Annotated in this window: 21 protein-coding genes; 14 read left to right on the forward strand and 7 right to left on the reverse strand. The window is 56.3% G+C overall.

Translation table 11 applies throughout. The features are described from left to right. Nucleotides 1-14 precede the first annotated feature (14 nt). From WCY31_RS04910 to WCY31_RS04935, 6 genes are all read left to right on the forward strand, one after another. Nucleotides 15-263, forward strand: a complete 249-nt coding sequence (locus WCY31_RS04910) for an RNA-binding S4 domain-containing protein (RefSeq protein WP_345971162.1) — start codon at nt 15-17, stop codon at nt 261-263. Then, nucleotides 260-1,246, forward strand: a complete 987-nt coding sequence (trpD, locus tag WCY31_RS04915) for an anthranilate phosphoribosyltransferase (protein WP_345973413.1) — start codon at nt 260-262, stop codon at nt 1,244-1,246. The genes WCY31_RS04910 and trpD overlap by 4 nt, the downstream gene beginning before the upstream one ends. After that, entirely contained in the window at nt 1,243-1,659 is a 417-nt protein-coding gene (gene tsaE / locus WCY31_RS04920; RefSeq protein WP_345973415.1) for a tRNA (adenosine(37)-N6)-threonylcarbamoyltransferase complex ATPase subunit type 1 TsaE, read from the forward strand. The genes trpD and tsaE overlap by 4 nt, the downstream gene beginning before the upstream one ends. Next, nucleotides 1,652-2,374: an LPS export ABC transporter ATP-binding protein gene (gene lptB / locus WCY31_RS04925; RefSeq protein WP_345973417.1), complete on the forward strand. Its 723-nt coding sequence runs from the start codon at nt 1,652-1,654 to the stop codon at nt 2,372-2,374. The genes tsaE and lptB overlap by 8 nt, the downstream gene beginning before the upstream one ends. A 157-nt stretch (nt 2,375-2,531) precedes the next feature. Further along, nucleotides 2,532-3,257: a TIGR02757 family protein gene (locus WCY31_RS04930; protein WP_345973419.1), complete on the forward strand. Its 726-nt coding sequence runs from the start codon at nt 2,532-2,534 to the stop codon at nt 3,255-3,257. A 138-nt stretch (nt 3,258-3,395) separates the two neighbouring features. Beyond that, on the forward strand, nt 3,396-3,857 hold the full coding sequence (locus WCY31_RS04935; RefSeq protein ID WP_345973421.1) for a YbjN domain-containing protein: 462 nt from the start codon (nt 3,396-3,398) through the stop codon (nt 3,855-3,857). A 123-nt stretch (nt 3,858-3,980) separates the two neighbouring features. Here the strand turns inward: WCY31_RS04935 and WCY31_RS04940 are convergent, their stop codons facing one another. Continuing rightward, entirely contained in the window at nt 3,981-4,181 is a 201-nt protein-coding gene (locus tag WCY31_RS04940) for a hypothetical protein (protein ID WP_345971175.1), read from the reverse strand. Nucleotides 4,182-4,314: 133 nt separating this feature from the next. Between WCY31_RS04940 and WCY31_RS04945 the strand changes: the two genes are divergently transcribed. From WCY31_RS04945 to lpxD (WCY31_RS04980), 8 genes are all read left to right on the forward strand, one after another. After that, on the forward strand, nt 4,315-4,605 hold the full coding sequence (locus tag WCY31_RS04945) for a hypothetical protein (RefSeq protein WP_345971177.1): 291 nt from the start codon (nt 4,315-4,317) through the stop codon (nt 4,603-4,605). 80 nt (nt 4,606-4,685) lie between these two features. Further along, nucleotides 4,686-5,117, forward strand: a complete 432-nt coding sequence (locus tag WCY31_RS04950; protein WP_345973423.1) for a CoA-binding protein — start codon at nt 4,686-4,688, stop codon at nt 5,115-5,117. A 5-nt stretch (nt 5,118-5,122) separates the two neighbouring features. After that, nucleotides 5,123-6,334 carry a threonine ammonia-lyase gene (gene ilvA, locus WCY31_RS04955; protein WP_345971181.1) on the forward strand — a complete coding sequence of 404 codons (1,212 nt, stop codon included), beginning with the start codon at nt 5,123-5,125 and terminating at the stop codon, nt 6,332-6,334. Between the two features lie 5 nt (nt 6,335-6,339). Continuing rightward, entirely contained in the window at nt 6,340-7,260 is a 921-nt protein-coding gene (locus WCY31_RS04960; RefSeq protein ID WP_345973424.1) for a phosphatase, read from the forward strand. Nucleotides 7,261-7,410: 150 nt separating this feature from the next. Continuing rightward, nucleotides 7,411-9,105 carry an acetolactate synthase large subunit gene (locus WCY31_RS04965; RefSeq protein WP_345973426.1) on the forward strand — a complete coding sequence of 565 codons (1,695 nt, stop codon included), beginning with the start codon at nt 7,411-7,413 and terminating at the stop codon, nt 9,103-9,105. Continuing rightward, entirely contained in the window at nt 9,102-9,575 is a 474-nt protein-coding gene (gene ilvN / locus WCY31_RS04970; RefSeq protein WP_231020966.1) for an acetolactate synthase small subunit, read from the forward strand. The genes WCY31_RS04965 and ilvN overlap by 4 nt, the downstream gene beginning before the upstream one ends. Beyond that, nucleotides 9,576-10,571, forward strand: coding sequence for a UDP-3-O-(3-hydroxymyristoyl)glucosamine N-acyltransferase (gene lpxD / locus WCY31_RS04975; RefSeq protein WP_345973428.1), 996 nt, complete (start codon nt 9,576-9,578; stop codon nt 10,569-10,571). After that, a complete protein-coding gene (gene lpxD, locus WCY31_RS04980; RefSeq protein ID WP_345973430.1) occupies nt 10,558-11,508 on the forward strand; it encodes a UDP-3-O-(3-hydroxymyristoyl)glucosamine N-acyltransferase in 951 nt (316 codons plus the stop codon). The genes lpxD (WCY31_RS04975) and lpxD (WCY31_RS04980) overlap by 14 nt, the downstream gene beginning before the upstream one ends. A gap of 19 nt (nt 11,509-11,527) precedes the next feature. Here lpxD (WCY31_RS04980) and WCY31_RS04985 read toward each other — a convergent pair whose 3' ends face one another. From WCY31_RS04985 to speA, 6 genes are all read right to left on the reverse strand, one after another. After that, nucleotides 11,528-12,022 (reverse strand): DUF4395 domain-containing protein, encoded by a 495-nt coding sequence (locus tag WCY31_RS04985; protein ID WP_345971192.1) that lies wholly within the window; start codon nt 12,020-12,022, stop codon nt 11,528-11,530. A 73-nt stretch (nt 12,023-12,095) separates the two neighbouring features. After that, nucleotides 12,096-12,914 carry an AraC family transcriptional regulator gene (locus tag WCY31_RS04990; RefSeq protein WP_345973432.1) on the reverse strand — a complete coding sequence of 273 codons (819 nt, stop codon included), beginning with the start codon at nt 12,912-12,914 and terminating at the stop codon, nt 12,096-12,098. Between the two features lie 185 nt (nt 12,915-13,099). Beyond that, nucleotides 13,100-14,266: a pyridoxal phosphate-dependent aminotransferase gene (locus WCY31_RS04995; RefSeq protein ID WP_345973434.1), complete on the reverse strand. Its 1,167-nt coding sequence runs from the start codon at nt 14,264-14,266 to the stop codon at nt 13,100-13,102. Nucleotides 14,267-14,364: 98 nt separating this feature from the next. Beyond that, nucleotides 14,365-14,712, reverse strand: coding sequence for a VanZ family protein (locus WCY31_RS05000; protein WP_345973435.1), 348 nt, complete (start codon nt 14,710-14,712; stop codon nt 14,365-14,367). After that, the gene (gene cysE, locus WCY31_RS05005) at nt 14,709-15,407 is read right to left on the reverse strand and encodes a serine O-acetyltransferase (protein ID WP_345971200.1); all 699 of its coding nucleotides are present in this window, start codon (nt 15,405-15,407) and stop codon (nt 14,709-14,711) included. The genes WCY31_RS05000 and cysE overlap by 4 nt, the downstream gene beginning before the upstream one ends. A gap of 11 nt (nt 15,408-15,418) precedes the next feature. Continuing rightward, nucleotides 15,419-17,251, reverse strand: a complete 1,833-nt coding sequence (gene speA / locus WCY31_RS05010; RefSeq protein WP_345973437.1) for a biosynthetic arginine decarboxylase — start codon at nt 17,249-17,251, stop codon at nt 15,419-15,421. Nucleotides 17,252-17,256 lie beyond the last annotated feature (5 nt).

The raw sequence follows: 17,256 nt of genomic DNA on the forward strand, positions 1-17,256 counted from the left end.
CCTACAATTACCGCATGAGAATAGATAAATTTCTGAATGCGGTCAATATCACGAAGCGCCGCACCGTGGCGCAGGATATGCTCGCAAACGGGGTCGTCAGCATCAACGGCCAGAGTGTCAAGGCGAGCAAAAACGTCGCGGTGGGGGACATCATCGCCATTGCCTACCTCAAGGGGGAGAAGCGCTACGAAGTGCTGCAGATCCCGACGACGAAATCCACACCCAAATCGATGCAAAGCGAATACGTAAAGGAACTGAATTGACCTACAGCGAAGCCCAAGCCGCGTTTGAACGCCTTTTCCGGCATGAGATGGACGATGCGCAGATGCGCGACTTCCTGCTCTCGATGAAACTGGATGAAACGATGCCGGTCGAGGCGCTGGCCGCCGCGGCATCCGTGATGCGCGCCAATGCCGTTGCGCTGCCCGTGGACGAAGCGCTGCGTCCGGAGTTGATCGACATCGTCGGCACGGGTGGTGATAAGATCGGCAGTTTCAATATCTCCTCGACCGTAGCGATCCTCTGCGCCTCGATGGGTTCCTACGTTGCCAAGCACGGCAGCCGCTCCGTCACCTCGAAATCGGGCAGTGCCGATATGTTCGAAGCCCTGGGGGTCAGGCTCGATCTTGGCATCGAACAGACCGCGCGTCTGCTCGAGGAGACGGGCTTTACCTTCATGTTCGCCCAGAATCACCACCCGGCGATGAAGTTCATCATGCCGGTACGCAAAAGCATCCCCGAAAAGACGATCTTCAACGTCTTGGGCCCGCTGACCAATCCCGCCGGCGTCAGGAAGATTATGCTCGGCGTCTTCGATAAAAGCTTCGTGCCGAAAATTGCGGAAGCGCTGAAGATCAACGACGTGACATCGGCGATCGTCGTCAGTTCAAAGGAACGGATGGACGAGATCAGCATCTCCGACATCACCTACGCGGCCCGTGTCGATGATAAAGGGATCACCGAATACGAGATCGATCCCGCCCTCTACGGCATTCCGCGCCAGCCCCTTGAAGCAATTGTCGGGGGCGATGCCGTTGCGAATGCCACGATTTTGCAGAACATCTTCGAAAACCGTGCGACGGAAGCGCAGCGCGATATCGTGCGGATCAACGCGGCCAATGCCTTTATCGTCGACGGAAAGGCACGGGATATCCAGGAGGGGCTCGAGATGGCCGACGAGGCGCTGCTGGGAGGCCGGGCCAAGGCCAAGCTGGCGCAGATCATCGAGGTCTCGTCAAAACTGTGAGACAGCTCAAATGCGGCCGGGAGGATCTGGACCGGGTGGTCGGCGCCATGATGGATGCGCTGCCCCGGGGCGGCGTCGTGGTCCTGCAGGGCGACCTCGCCAGCGGCAAGACGACGCTGACCCAGGCCGCGGCACGCCATCTCAATATCGACGAACCGGTCACCTCGCCGACCTTTTCGCTGCAGCAGTGCTACGGCGACCAGATGTTCCACTACGACATCTATAACCACGGTATCGAGCATTTTCTCGCCCTGGGGCTTCTTGAAGAGCTGGAAAAGCCGGGATACCATTTCATCGAATGGGGGGATGAAACTCTCATAGAGATGCTGAAGATAGCGGAGATTCCCGCCGTCGTCATTGAAATCGAAAAGTGCGCTCCCGACGCACGCTGTTACAAGGTGTACCATGCATAAACTGAGCGCCCAGGAGTTGGTCAAGACGATCAAACAGACGGAAATCGTCCGCGGAGTCTCTTTGGAGGTCAACACCGGCGAGGTCGTCGGCCTGCTCGGTCCCAACGGGGCGGGCAAAACCACGACCTTCTATATGATCTGCGGCCTTGTCGAAGCGACGGGCGGCGAAGTCTTCATCGACGAGAAAAACATCTCGAGCTATCCGATGCACGCCCGGGCCCGAGCGGGGATAGGCTACCTGCCGCAGGAAGCCTCCATCTTCAAAGACCTCACCGTCGAGGAGAACCTGATGGTCGCGGCGCAGGCGGTGATCAAGAGCAAGAAGGAGCAGCGCGAGCGTATCGACGAGATGCTCGATATCTTCAACATCGAACCGATCCGCTACCGCAAGGGGATCAGCCTCTCGGGCGGGGAGCGCCGCCGCGCCGAGATCGCCCGCGCCCTCGTTGCCCGTCCCCGCTTCTTATTGCTCGACGAACCCTTTGCCGGCGTCGACCCGCTGGCGGTCCTTGATATCCAGAAGGTCGTCGAGCAGCTGGTCAAGCACGACATCGGCGTGCTGATCACCGACCATAACGTCCGCGAGACCCTCGACGTCTGCGATCGCGCCTACGTCATCAAGAGCGGTACGCTCCTCGCGTCGGGCACAAGCGCCGAGATCATGGTCAACGAAGATGTCCGGCGGCACTACCTTGGCGAGTCGTTTAAATTTTAACGGCATAGGGGCAAAGCTCCTATGCCTACGTTAACACTTAGTTTGTCCTTGCGGAGCTGCGAAATTCCGCTTCGCTACATGCTTCAGCAGCAGGCTCGCGCGCAGGTAAACCGCGCTTTTTTCTTTTCCAATGAACGAATATGATCTAAAAACACTTTTGGATGCGGAGATGGGGCAGCGCAACCATGCGCAGGAGATCTCCTATGAACGTCCCGATCCCATTCTCGTCGCACAGCGTTACCAGGAGCCCTACAGCGCGCTCGTATGCGCGCTGTTCGCTTACGGGCGCGCCGATCTGATCGTCCGTTTCCTCGACGGTCTCGATTTCAGGCTGCTGGATGCGGAGGAGAGCGCTATCCGCAGGGCATTCGAAGGGCAATACTACCGTTTCCAGAATCGGACGGACATCATCGAATTCTTTATCACCCTGCGGCGTCTGAAGCTCGAAGGCGATATCGAAGCGCTGTTCACGGAGGCGTACCGTCCCAATCGTTCCGTGATTGACGGCGTGAATGCCGTGATAGCGAAGATGCAGGCGCTCAACGGTTATGAGAGCCGCGGATACCGCTTTCTCGTCGGCCGTGAAGTGACCAAGTACAAAGGGGGCGCGCCGATGAAGCGGTGGCTGATGTTCCTGCGCTGGATGGTCCGCAGCGACGCCATCGATTTTGGGCTCTGGCAGGGTGTCGGCACCTCCGATCTGCTGATGCCCCTCGATACCCATACGTTTAACGTGTCGCGCCGGCTGGGACTTCTGCAACGAAAGAGCTACGACTTGCAGGCCGTCGCGGAGTTGACGGAGAGCCTCAAACGTTTTGATCCGGATGACCCCGTAAAGTATGACTTCGCCCTCTACCGCCTCGGCCAGGAGAAACAGTACTGATCCCTGCCCATTAATATTGATACAATGTTTATTTATGTTTTTATAAAATTTATTGTGTTTCATTTGCTTTAAGCTCATAAGAGTACAATGCTGCGTATCCGGACGACAAAGGGAACGCAAATGAAACGGAACGAAACAGTGGCTTTGTCACTCCTTACCGCCTGTGTGTTCATGCCAAACATCCAACTGCTGCACGCTGAGGATCTGCTCTGGGCAGAGGGGGCAAAGGCGATCGAAAGCATGGCAAAGGGGTTCGGCAGCGCGACGCTTAAAACGAGCAGTAACGGTGCCCCCTACATTATCGGGCGCATTGACGGGACAAAGTACGGCATCTACTTTTACGGGTGCGAGGATGACGGTTCGGCGTGCAAAAGCATTCAATTTACCGTAGGGTGGAGCGAAGCGAAGATGACGATGGAGACGATTAACCGGTGGAACCGGGATACACGTTTCGGAAAGGCCTATCTCGACGAAGAGGGTGACCCGTGCCTGGAGATGGACGTCAACCTGGATTACGGCGTGACGTCGCGCAACGTCGAAGACTCTTTCGACCTCTGGACGCGTGCGCTCAAAAGTTTTAAAACGGATTACCTGGACTAGGACGGGTACTTTCGTAGGGAAAAGAGGGGAAGGCCTCTGTCGGCAGAGCGCGAACCGTCTGCGCGCTCCGTGCGTCGATGGGCCGTTGGGGTGATGCCGCCGCTTTGTTGCGGCGGAGGGGTGTCAGGCCGCTTTCTTGACCGCTTTTTTGGCCGCTTTCTTGGCGACTTTCATCTTTGCCGGTTTATCCTTCAGGACGATCTTTGTCACTTTTTTTGCGACTTTTTTCATTGCCTTCTTCTTCAGCACTTTTTTCGCCACGGCTTTCTTGGCCGCTTTTTTCGCCACTTTCGCTACCGCTTTTTTCTTCAGGACCTTTGCCATTTTTTTCTCCCTTTGGATTGTTTTTATTACTAAATTTAGTAATAAATTATTACCATCATACATTTTTTATATTATCATGTCAATAGAGCATAGCGAAAGGAAACATTATCATTCGGGATCGAAAGGACGCAAGATGACGTTTATAGAGTTCAAAAAACTGCTGCTGGACGCGGAGATCACGCTGCCGAAATTCAGCAAGCTGATCAAAGTGAGCGAAAAGAACCTGCAGTCGTACAAGAAGAAGGGCGAAGTACCCAATACGATCGCCGTCATCGCCGCCTGTTTCGCCGAGATGAAAAAAAGCGGGATGGCGTATGCATCCGTGGTGGAGGCGTTGGAACTGAAGGCCAAAACAAAGAAAGGGGCGGGGTTCGCCAAGAAGAAAAAATCGGATGCATCGGAAGAGGCGGAAAAGACGGAGTGAATCGTGCCGTACGGCGGGGAAGGGGGCTTTTACCGAAGGGGCAGGAGAAAGTGTTATAATTCCCGAAAAAAAGGAACGATATGGAGTGCGAATTCCCGACGGTAAACGCCAATAACGATGAGATCAAGGCGATGTTCGAAGCGACCAAGACGATCGCCGTTCTCGGGCTCTCCCCCGATGAGAGCAAGGACAGCCACCGTGTAGCGAAATACCTCAAAGAGGCGGGCTATAAGATCGTTCCTGTCTACCCCAAAGAGGAGGAGATCCTCGGCGAAAAGGTCTACCGCTCCCTGGCCGAGATCCCCTTTCCGGTCGATATGGTCGATATCTTCCGCAAGCCGGCAGCACTGGATGCCGTCGCGGACGCCTGCATCGCGCGCGGTGATGTGAAGTTCTTCTGGGCCCAAAAGGGGATCGTCAACAACGCGGCCGCCGAAAAAGCGGAGCAGGCGGGGATGAAAGTTGTTCAGAACCACTGCACGATGGTCGAACACCGCCATCTTTTGGGGTAACACCGTTGTTTCCTTTCAGCAAGATCGAACAGGCCGCCGAACGCATCGGCGGCGTCGTGACGAAAACCCCCTATGCCTTTGCGCCCTATCTCAGTGAAATGAGCGGCTGCGAGGTCTACCTCAAGAAGGAGAACCTCCAGATCACGGGTGCGTTCAAGATCCGGGGTGCTTACAACAAGATCGCTTCGCTGAGCGACACGGAACGCGCACGCGGCGTTGTCGCGGCGAGTGCGGGCAATCATGCCCAGGGGGTTGCCTACTCCGCGTCGCAGTTCGGGATCCGTGCCGTCATCGTCATGCCCGAATCGACGCCGCTGACCAAGGTGGACGGTGTGCGCCATTTCGGGGCGGAAGTCATCCTGCACGGCAACAACTACGACGAAGCCTATGCCCATGCCGTCGCCTACGGTACGGAGCACGGGCTGGAGTTCGTCCACCCCTTTGAAGATGACGAGGTCATCGCCGGACAGGGAACATTGGGCCTGGAACTGTTGGCGGCGGGTGAACGTCCTGACGCGGTGGTCGTCCCCGTCGGCGGCGGCGGCCTGATCAGCGGCGTTGCGGCTGCCATTAAGCATCTAGACCCCTCCATCGAGGTGATCGGCGTCAGCGCGACCGGCGCGCCGGCGATGCGTCAATCTTTTGAAGCAAAGCGGCCGATCGATACGACCTCGGTCCGTACCATTGCCGACGGGATCGCCGTGCGCGACACGTCGCCGAAGACCCTGGCATACATCCTGGAGAGCGTCGACCGTTTTATCGGCGTCGACGACGAAGAGATCGCCAACGCGATCCTCTTTCTGCTGGAAAAACAGAAGCTCTCAGTCGAAGGGGCCGGTGCCGTCGGTGTCGCGGCGCTGCTGCACAAAAAACTGCCGCACCTTGTCGGCAAAAGGGTCGCCGTGGTGCTTTCGGGCGGGAACGTGGACGTCACGCTGCTCTCCGTCATTATCGAGAAGGGTCTGCTCAAATCGTTCCGGAAAATGAAACTGACCGTTACCCTGGTCGACCGTCCGGGATCGCTGATGCAGCTAACAGAACTGCTCAAGTCCCTCAACGCGAACATTGTGCATATCGCTTACGACCGCACCTCGACGGATCTTGACTACGGGGATGCCAACGTGACGATCCATCTGGAGACGAAGGGCGAGGCGCACCAGAACGAGATCCGCGACCTCCTTCACCGCCACGGCTATCTCAGCCAGGAAGGGCACTGACCTCTATGGCCAAAGTCGTTGCGATCGACCTGGGGTCGAACACCTGCCGCGCCATCGAATACGATTGTGCGACGGGCAGCTTCGGCCGCGAATGCGAACGGATCGTCAAGACCGCAGACCGGATGCACGAGACGGGCCTGATAGACGAGGGCGCGGTCGAGCGGGTGATCGCCGCGCTGAAAGAGGCCGATGCGCTGTTCGATCTGAAAAAAACGCCCTACCACGCCGTCACGACCGCGGCGATGCGTATGGCGAAGAACAGTGACGAAGTGCTTGACCGGATTGCCGGGGAGACGGGGGTGCGGTTCGAGGTGATCGATGCCGACCGGGAGGCGTTTTACGCCCTGACGGCGGCCCGTGCCCGCCTGGCGGAACTCGGGATGTCAGCGGAATCGCTCTGCATGATCGACATCGGCGGCGGCTCGACGGAGGTAATCTTCTATCAAAAGGGCGAGACGGTCTCAAAGAGTTTTCCCATCGGCATCGTGACGGTGGCCCAGCAGTGCGAAGATCCCGAGGAGATCAGGACCTTCGTGCAGCTTCAACTGCTGCGTGAGGTGTACATCTTTGTGGATACGTACATCATTACCAAAGGGCGCCCCCTGACCTTCGTGATGACGGCCGGGACCCCGACGACCATTGCCGCGTTTCTGCAGGGAATGACCTACGACAGCTACGACCCGACGAAGATCAACGGCTACAGACTCAGCAGGCCCGATTGCGAGAAGGCGCTGCAGGAACTGCTGGCGCTGGACGAAATGACACGCACGCTTTATGTCGGTGTGGGACGCGAGGCGCTGATCGTCGCGGGGATCGTTATTGTCGAGCTCTTCTACGAAGTGCTTGACTACAATGACGCGATCGTGATCGACGACGGAGTGCGCGAAGGGGTGGCAATCGCTTTTTGCGAAGAGGGGGAGCACTAAATCCCTCTTTCCCCCTTATTTAAGCGAAAAACTTACCCCTGTTTAACGATTAATCGACTATAATTACCCCATTTTTATCTGATTTAGATAGAGTCTCGGAACCGATAGAACACTGTGCTATCTACGGGACGTTTTTACGAGGAGAAAGCCATGCAGATGAGTGGCGCACAGATGGTCATTGAGGCACTGAAACACGAAGGGGTTGATACCGTATTCGGTTACCCCGGCGGTGCCATCATGAACGTCTATGACGAAATATACAAACAAGACGATTTCCAACATATCCTGACCCGGCACGAGCAGGCGGCCGTGCATGCAGCGGAGGGGTATGCGAAGGTAACGGGCAAGGTCGGCGTGGCGATGGTCACCTCCGGACCGGGCTTTACCAACGCCGTGACGGGAATCGCCGATGCGTATATGGACTCCATCCCTCTCGTCGTTATCAGCGGGCAGGTCCCGATGTCGCTGATCGGGACGGATGCGTTCCAGGAGATCGACTCCGTCGGTATCAGCCGCTCGTGTACGAAGCATAACTACCTTGTCACCGACGCGGCGGACCTTCCGCGCGTCCTGAAAGAGGCCTTTTACCTCGCCGCGACCGGGCGGCCGGGACCGGTCCACGTCGACATTCCCAAAGACGTTACGGCACAGATCGCCGAGTTCGACTACAGCAGACCGGTAGAGATGGAGACCTACAAGCCGACGACCAAAGGGAATGCACGCCAGATCAAAAAGGCGATCGAGGCTATTGCCGCGGCCAAGCGTCCGCTGCTCTACCTCGGCGGCGGTATCATCAGCGCCAATGCGGCGGACGAAGTCCGTGCTTTCGCGAAAATGACGGGCATTCCGGCGGTTGAAACCTTCATGGCCCGCGGCACGATGGGGGCGGACAACCCGCTCGTGATCTCCATGCTGGGGATGCACGGCTCCTATGCCGCGAACATGGCGATGAGCGAAACTGACCTGGTCATCGGTCTGGGGGCGCGTTTCGATGACCGCGTGACCGGGAAACTGAGCGAGTTCGCGAAAAATGCCGACGTTATCCATGTCGACATCGACCCCGCGAGCATCTCCAAGCTCGTCAACGCGGAGTACCCGATCGTCGGGGATGTAAAGTACGTCGTCGAAGAGATGACGACCCTGGCCAAGGGTAAAGTCGATCCGGAACGTTATGCACCGTGGCTGGAGACGATCGACCACTTCAACAAACTGCATCCGCTGGGCTATGAAGAGGAAGCGGGTACGATCAAACCGCAGTGGGTCATCGAGCGCATCGGGCAGCTGCTGGGCGAAAAGGCTAATATCAGCACCGACGTCGGCCAGCATCAGATGTGGACGGCCCAGTTCTACCCCTTCACGCGGCCGCGTCAGTTCATCAGCTCCGGCGGACTGGGCACGATGGGCTTTGGTTTCCCGGCGGCGATGGGGGTCAAGCGCGGCGATATGGAGCGCGTCAGCATCAACGTCACGGGCGACGGCTCGATCCTGATGAATATCCAGGAGCTGATGACGTCGGTCGAGTACAAACTGCCGGTCATCAACGTCATCCTGAACAACCATTTCCTGGGGATGGTCCGCCAGTGGCAGACGCTCTTTTACGACAAGCGCTATTCGGAGACGGACCTCTCCATGCAGCCCAACTGGGTCGGGCTCGTCGAGAGCTTCGGCGGAGTCGGCTACAACGTCGAGACGAAAGAGGAGTTCGACGCCGCGCTCAAAGATGCGGTCGAGAAGAACGTCGTGGCGATGATCAACGTCAGCGTTTCGCGTTTCGAGAACGTTCTGCCGATGGTCCCGGCCGGCGGTTCGCTGTTTAATATGATGTTGGAATACAAGGATAAATGATGCAAAACGAAAGAAGAGTTGTATCGGTCATCTTACAGAACGAAGCCAGTGCCCTGTCGCGGATCACGGACCTCTTTTCGGCCCGCGGCTACAATATCGAGTCGTTGACCGTCGCGCCGATCCCGGAATCGAAATATTCCCGCCTGACGATCGCGACCTCCGGCTCCGTCCGGGTGATCGAACAGATCATCAAGCAGCTGCACAAGCTCATCCCCGTTCTGCGGGTCTATGAACACGCCGATCTCGTCGAGAAGGAGATGGCGATGGTCAAGTTCCCGATCGGGGAGAACCTCTCCGATATCGAAACGCTGAGCAAGGCCTACAACGGCAAGATCGTCAATGTCGGCAACGACATGATCATCGCGATGGTCGCCGACGAGCCCAAACGCGTTTCGCACTACCTCGAAGCTGTTAAACGTTTCAATCCCAAAGAGATCGTACGCAGCGGCACCGTGGCCCTGGAGCGCTAGGTGCGACTCTCTCTTATCGCGGAAACACTCGGAACGCCACTGCCGGGTGAAGAGCGCGAGATTCGTGCGATGAATACGCTGGCGGAGGCGTCGGCAGAAGAACTCTCCTACCTTTCGGATAACCGTTACCTCAAATCTCTGGAGACGACAAAGGCCGCGGCGGTGCTGGTCAAAGCGGATGCCGCGGATGCCGTTCCTGCACACTGTATCGCCCTGGTTTGCGAGGACGTCTCCCTTGCGATGGCGAAGGCGACATCCCTCTTTACACCGCCGCTGATCGATCATAATGCCGCCGAACCGATTATCGGGGTTGAGAGTTTCATCGACCCGCGCGCCAATATCGAGAAGGGGACCGTCATCGGCAAAGGCGTCACGGTGATGGCCGGCGCCTATGTCGGATCGGGCGTCGTGATCGGCGATGATACGGTGATCTTCCCCAATGTGACAATCTACCGCGACTGCCGTATCGGTTCGCGTTGCCGTATCCACGGCGGCAGCACCATCGGCGCGGACGGCTTCGGCTACGCGCATACGGCCCAGGGCGAACACGTTAAGATCTACCAAAACGGCAACGTTGTCATCGAAGATGACGTCGAGATCGGGGCAAACTGCTCGATCGACCGGGCGCTGTTCAATTCGACGATTATCCGCCGCGGCGCCAAGATCGACAATAACGTGCATATCGGCCACAACTGCGACATCGGGGAGCACTGTATCTTCGTTGCGCAGGTCGGCGTCGGCGGGTCGACGCATCTGGGCCGCAACTGTGTCGTCAGCGGCCAGACGGCCTTTTCCGATCACCTCGAGATCGCCCCGTTTACGACCTTCACGGCGCGTTCGGGCGTCACGAAGTCCATCAAGGAGAGCGGTAAAATCTTCAGCGGCTACCCGCTGATGGAGCATCGCCTCTGGACCCGGCTGCAGAGCCGGCTGTCGAAACTGGCCAAAGAGGGGATCAGCACCAAACGGAGGACGAAAGCGCATGAAACTGAGTGAGTTCTGCCAAAAACTCGCCATTCCCTTCAGCGGGGAGGAGCGGGAGATCAACGGTCTCAATGCCCTGCAGGAAGCGGGGCAGAATGAAGTGAGCTTTTTGGAAAACCCGAAATACGCTTCACAGCTCTCGGGAACCAATGCCGCAGCCGTGCTGGTGACGGAGGCGATGGCGCAGCATCTGCCCGAACAGTGCACTCCCCTGATCGTCGACGAGCCCTATATCGTGCTGGCGAAAGCCTCCGCCTTTTTCGCTCCTCTTCGCCTTGAACATGATCTGCCTGAGAGTATTATCGGCGAGGGGACGGTGATCGAGGAGGGTGCCTTTGTCGCCAAGGGAAGCCGTATCGGAGAGAACTGTCATATCATGCCGGGTGCTTTTGTCGGCAACAATGTCACGATAGGCGATAACACGATCCTCTATCCCAACGTGACGGTCTACCGCGATTGCAAGCTAGGCAGCGACTGTATCATCCACGCGGGAACGGTCATCGGCAGTGACGGTTTCGGGTTCGCGACGACCAAGCTGGGCGAACATGTCAAAATCTATCAGAACGGAAACGTCGTGATCGAGGATGACGTCGAGATCGGCTCCAATACGACGATTGACCGTGCCGTCTTCAAGAGTACGGTAATCAAAAAAGGGGTGCGCATCGACAACCTTGTCCAGGTGGGCCACAACTGCGTTGTCGGCGAATACAGCGTTCTAGTCTCCCAGGTGGGGCTTGCAGGCTCCTCAAACCTCGGACGCAACGTCGTCATGGGCGGCCAGAGCGCAACGGCCGGCCACCTCTCTATCGCGCCGTTCACGACGATTGCCGCGCGCGGCGGCGTGACGAAAAATGTCGATAAAGCCGGCGTCTACGGCGGGTTCCCGCTGATGGAACACAGACTCTGGTTGAAGCTCCAGGGCAAACTGGCACGGCTGCTTAAGGCGTAAAAAGGGGGGAATCCCCGCCTTACGCAATCTCATCTTTCGTTATCCCCGATCGCATACCCATAAATTTTTTCTTGTCGGTAGGCGAATGCCTGAAAAATCCGCCAAAACCTAAGCGGTTCAATTGAAAATAGAGAAAACAGCCTATACACCAGCCTGCATACGAAACGGCAGTCAGTGTGATCAAGACGACAACGACTCCCCAGGCGGTTAATCGGTAATCGAAGTGCAGCATTGCCAGCACCGATGCCAGACTCAAAGCCCCGATGAGCTGTCCGAATTTGTGCGGCTGTATATTATCGAGCCGGTAATCCGATTTCATAATACCCAACGGTTGTACAACCCATCGGTATAGAAGTGAGAAGGGACTGAGAGACCTTACGGTACCCGATAACAAGAACAGTATGCTCAAGACAATGAGCAGCCTACTGTCTTGTAAAACCAAAGCGATCGACAGGATGCCTATCGTAAGAATCTGTCCCATTTTTATTTCGGCATGATCAATATACGTTGCCATGAAATGCTCCTAGAAAATGATGTAGGAACATGCTACAAAAAATAGAAAATTAAATCTTGTACAAAATGAACATTTATGAAAAAAGATTTTTCTGATACTCTCTGGGAGTGAGTTGAAAGACCCTTTTAAACAGTCTGTTTAAGTGGCTCTGATCAAAAAATCCGCTCATCTGGGCCGCCTCCGAGACCGATAGGTTACGGGACAGCAACTCTTTGGCCAAATGGACCTTTTTATTGATAATGTATGAATGGATAGGCAGACCGAACTCTTTCTTAAACACCCTCAATATATGCGCGATGGAGAGGTGCATGGCGTCAGCAATGTCACCTAATAAAAGTTCGTTTTCAAGGTTTTCAACAATGTATGCTTCGATTTTTAACGCCAATGCCTGACTCTCTATATCGATATTATTGGTTTCGTGATTATCGCAAAAGTTGAGGAAGAGTGGCGTGGCAAAGTTGACGACCTTCTCCTCCTTTTCGAGTAAAGAGCATTCACTTGAAAGCAATGTATCGCACATAGTCATAAAGTGGCAAAAGACGTCTTGATCGTCCAAGAGCGTAATGTTCACAGGCGCATAATCCGCATGACCGTGCAAGAGAGTGTTTTGCAATGATTTGCACCATGCTACACCTAAAAAAAGTACATAGCTCTCTTTTGTTTCAAGCGTTGTCATCGTGGCCCGATGCGCCAGCCCCGGGTTGATAATTGAAATTGAGTTCGGTTTTAACGCTTCTTTCTTCTCATTGAATTCGATATTCAACTGTCCGCTTTTTATGCCGCTTATCGTCAAGGCGTCGTGCTGATGCATTTTGTCACAACTGACAACTTTTGAGACATAGCGCAATTCAATGAAAGGGAGTCTGTCTGATTTGAAAATTTTGCTTTTCATCTGCTCTGCCTGGAAAATATTTTCGATCTTTGTTTATATCTTACCGCATTGATGCATGGCATCGAGAGATCGCTATTCAACCATACAGCAAAGTTTCTAGAATAGGATAGAGAAAGAATGAAGAAGAGGGTAGATTCAGATAGGTGGGAAACGCTGGAAGATGCAGCCGCAAAGGCTGCAAAGGATCAGTAGGTTTTGACGAAGTCGGCGATCCGCGCGATCCCTTCGCGGATATTCTCGATGTCGGTGGCAAAGCTGAAGCGGAAATAGCCGTCCATGCCGAAGCCGAGTCCCGGGACGACGGCGACCTCTTTCTCTTCGAGCAGGCGCTTGCAGAAGGTAAGAGAGTCATCCGTGACCGCTTTGATATTGACAAAGAGGTAGAAGGCCCCGTCCGGGGAGAGGACGGAGAGGCCGTCGACGGCGTTGAAGCGTTCGACCGCTTCGTCACGGCGCGCCATAAAGGCCTGGCGCATCATCTCGATCTCCTCGTCGGCGGAACCGTCGAGCCCTTTGAGCGCGGCATACTGGGTGATGGAGTTGATGTTCGACGTGCTCTGGCTCTGCAGTTTCTTCGTCGCCTTGATCATCTCCGTATCCGCAGAGGCCATGTAGCCGAAACGCCACCCCGTCATCGCGACGGATTTACTCAGACCGTTGATGGTGACGGTCCGCTGGAACATATCGTCGCTGATTGCCGCCGCGGAGGTGAACTCCCCTTTGTAGATGAGTTTTTCGTACATTTCATCGCTGGCGACGATGATGTCGGTGCCTTTGAGGACCTCTGCGAGTCCTTCGAGCTCCGCTTTGGAGTAGACGGCACCCGTCGGGTTGGACGGCGTCGTGAGGATCAGCATCTTCGTGTTCGGCGTGATGGCTGCTTGCAGCTGCTGCGGCGTGATCTTGAAGCCGCTGGCGTCGTCGGTCATGATCTCGACGGGGGTACCGCCGCAGTACTTGACCAGCTCCGGGTAGGTGACCCAGTACGGCGCGGGAATGATCACCTCGTCGCCTTCCTGGATCGTCGCCGAAAAGAGGTTGAAGAGCGAATGCTTGGCACCGTTGTTGACGATGACCTGGTTCATCTCGTAATGCAGGCCGTTATCGCGTTTCAGTTTCTCGATGACGGCACGTTTAAGTTCCGGGATGCCGTCGACGGCCGTATAGCGGGTCTTATCGGTTTCGATGGCCTGGATAGCGGCATCTTTGATGACGCGGGGCGTACCGAAGTCCGGTTCGCCGGCGGAGAAACTCAGCACGTCCTTGCCCTGGGCGCGCAGCTCCTGCGCGAGGGCGGTGACGGCGATCGTGATCGATTCGGAGAGGACATTTACTCTATCGGTCAGTTGCATTCTATGCCTTTTGGCGGGAAAAATCCCTAGTGTTAAATCATGAAATTATACCACTATAAGCATAAGGGCAGTGCTGAAACGGCCTCTCGGAGCGAAATTTAAGCGCGGCGCGCTCTGAGACGATAAACAAGGAGGTGAAGCAGCATTGCAGCCGTCAGGGCGGCGGCATCGACGGCAACATCGGACAGTGAAGCGTACCGGTTCGGGAGAAAGGCCTGCACGGCTTCGATCAGAACGCCGTAGCCGAGCAGGAGCGCGCTGCGCCGGCGCCATGAAAATGCGGGGTAGGCGAAAAGATGGAGCATGTAGAGGGTAAAAAACGCGGCAAAGTGGTTGAGAATGTCACTGAAGGAAACGATCTCCGGGAGCGGTTCGTACGTCGGGATAAAGGCGAGAAGGGTGACGGCAAGCAGTGTTACGGCGAAGAGGAGCTTCGCGGCGTTCATTTCATCGCTTTGAGGAACGAATCGTAGATATGCTCCAGCTCCAGATCCTGTTCGAGGATCTCAGCGTTGTCCTGCATCAGGATATGCTCGAGGACGGCGACCCGCTTGAGCAGGTACTCGAAGAGCTCCTTGTCGATATCGGGGAGTTTGTTGTGGCTGAGGGGGTCTTTGTCACGTCCCTTTTCAATAATCCGAGCCGGGATGCCGACGGCGGTAGAGTTGTCCGGAACCGGTTTGACGACGACGGAGTTCGAACCGATCTTGGCGTTTTCGCCGATAATGATGTCGCCGAGCACCTTCGCACCGGCGCCGATGACGGCGTTGCTTTTGATTGTCGGGTGGCGTTTGCCCGGGGTGAGGCTGACCCCACCCAGGGTCACGCCCTGGTAGACGAGCACGTCATCTTCGATAATACAGGTCTCCCCGATGACGACGCCGATGCCGTGGTCAATGAAGAAACGGCGGCCGATCGTCGCGCCCGGGTGGATGTCAATGTTGGTCAACACCTGGTTAATGGCCATAATAAAACGGGCGGTGCGGCGAAGCCCCTTCCGGTAGAACCGGTTGGCGATGCGGTACCAGGTGACGGCCCAGATACCGGGATAGTTGAAGAAGAGTTCGAAGCGGCTGCTGATCGCGGGGTCGTTGCGGTAGACGTTCGAAAAATCTTCTCTGATCTCAGCAAACAGTCCCAATGCGAACCCCTTTATTTCGTTGTACGCAAGTAGCCGTTTTGCGCCAGAAAGTGTTTAAGTGTGGAAAGTGTATCACGGTTTTCTTCCTTTGTCATAAATTCGGATTCGGCGATACGCGTTTCAAGTTGTTTTAATACGGTGGCCGGGTCATACTCGAGGTTATCGAGGATCTCCAGGATATCTTCGGCTTCGTCGAGGTTGGTGAAGCGGTAACCGTCGTCGTCGATCAGTACCGTTGCCTCGCTGGGATGGCTGAAGAGGTTGTGGTGCATGCCGAGGGTCTCCTGGTAGGCGCCGACGTTGAAAAAGCCGAGGAAATACTCCTCGACGTCCAGGTCGACGTCGTGCAGGTAGAGCGGCGCCTTGGGATCGAAGCCGATCTCCCCGTCGCTGTCGCAGGTGATGTCCCACAGCGACGCGGCACGGATTGCCGGCTGTTCGAGCCGGTCCAGCGGCATGACGGGGAAGTGCTGTTTCAGCCCCCAGTAGTCCGGCATGCTTTGGAAGAAAGAGCTGTTGACAAGGTAGCGCTCCTGCAGCCTCTCCTGCAGCCGTTCGATCTCGGGCAGCTGGTTGCTTTGCTTGAGGTAGAGCGCTCTTTTGATAATCAAATGTACGAGGGTCTCCGCATTCGAGCGGTCCTGGAGGTCGATATAGCCCAGCTCGAAAAGTTTGAGCAGGGATTCGAGGTGGTCAAGCGCGTCGTGCAGATACTCGATACTGTTGCCCGAGGTGAGCATATTGTTCAGTTCGAGCAGCTCCTCGATCAGCGGCGGGTTGACCTCCTTGAGCTTGAGGGAGCGCTCCTGGTAGTCGTGGGAGAAGAGCTCCAGCACCGGCGTGACGAGGACGGCGTGCGACGCGGTGATGAAACGGCCCGACTCGGTGACGATGTTCGGGTGTTCGACCCCTTTGGCCCGCATGATGCCGCCGAGCAGGAAGACAACGTCGTTGGCGAACTCTTTGAGGCTGTAGTTCCGGACACGTTGCGTCGGGTGCTGGGCGTATTCGACGGAGAGGCCGCCGCCGATGTTGATGGCCCGCAGGGCGTCGGCCCCCATCCGTTTGAGTTCGGCGTAGATGTTCCCCGCTTCGCGCAGCGCGCGTTTGAGCGGGGCAATCTCGTCCATCTGCGACCCGATATGGAAATGGAGCATCGTAAAGCGGTCAAGCAGGTTATGGCGCTTGAGCAGGTCGAAGGCTTCGAGCAGTTCGGTCGAGGTGAGGCCGAATTTGGCCTGCATCCCGCCGCTTTTGGCCCAGATACCGCTGCCGCCGCTGTGCAGACGGATACGGATACCGATATTCGGGACACGGAAAGAGGTGTTCTCGGCGACTTCAATGATCGATTCGAGTTCGCCGATCCCCTCGATGGTCAGGGTGATGTTATGTCCCATCTGCGCCGCGAGGAAGCCCATAGTGATCATCTCGACATCTTTGAAGCCGTTGACAGTAATGGGGGAGCCCGTCGGCGTATTGGCCATGGCGAGGATCAGTTCGGCTTTGGAGCCGGCCTCGAGGCCGTAACCGTGTTCCCGGCCCGCCTCCACGATCGATTTGACCACTTCGGGGTACTGGTTGACCTTCAGGGGGAAGACGGCCTTGAAACGCCCCTGGTAGTGGTTCTCTTCGATGGCCCGGGTAAAGTGGCCGTAAAGCGCATCGATCTGTTTGGCAATGAGGTGGGGAAACCGGAGAATGACGGGACCGGTAATCCCCTCCGAACGGATCTGCGTGGTAATATCGATGAGCGCGGGAGAGCTTTTATAGTTGATGTGGGCTTTCCCGTCGCGAATAATGAAGTTTTGGTCACCCCAGATATCGAGTCCGTAGGGCTGTTGCATGTGCG

Source organism: Sulfurimonas sp. HSL3-1, assembly GCF_039645995.1.
Lineage (GTDB): Bacteria > Campylobacterota > Campylobacteria > Campylobacterales > Sulfurimonadaceae > Thiomicrolovo > Thiomicrolovo diazotrophicus.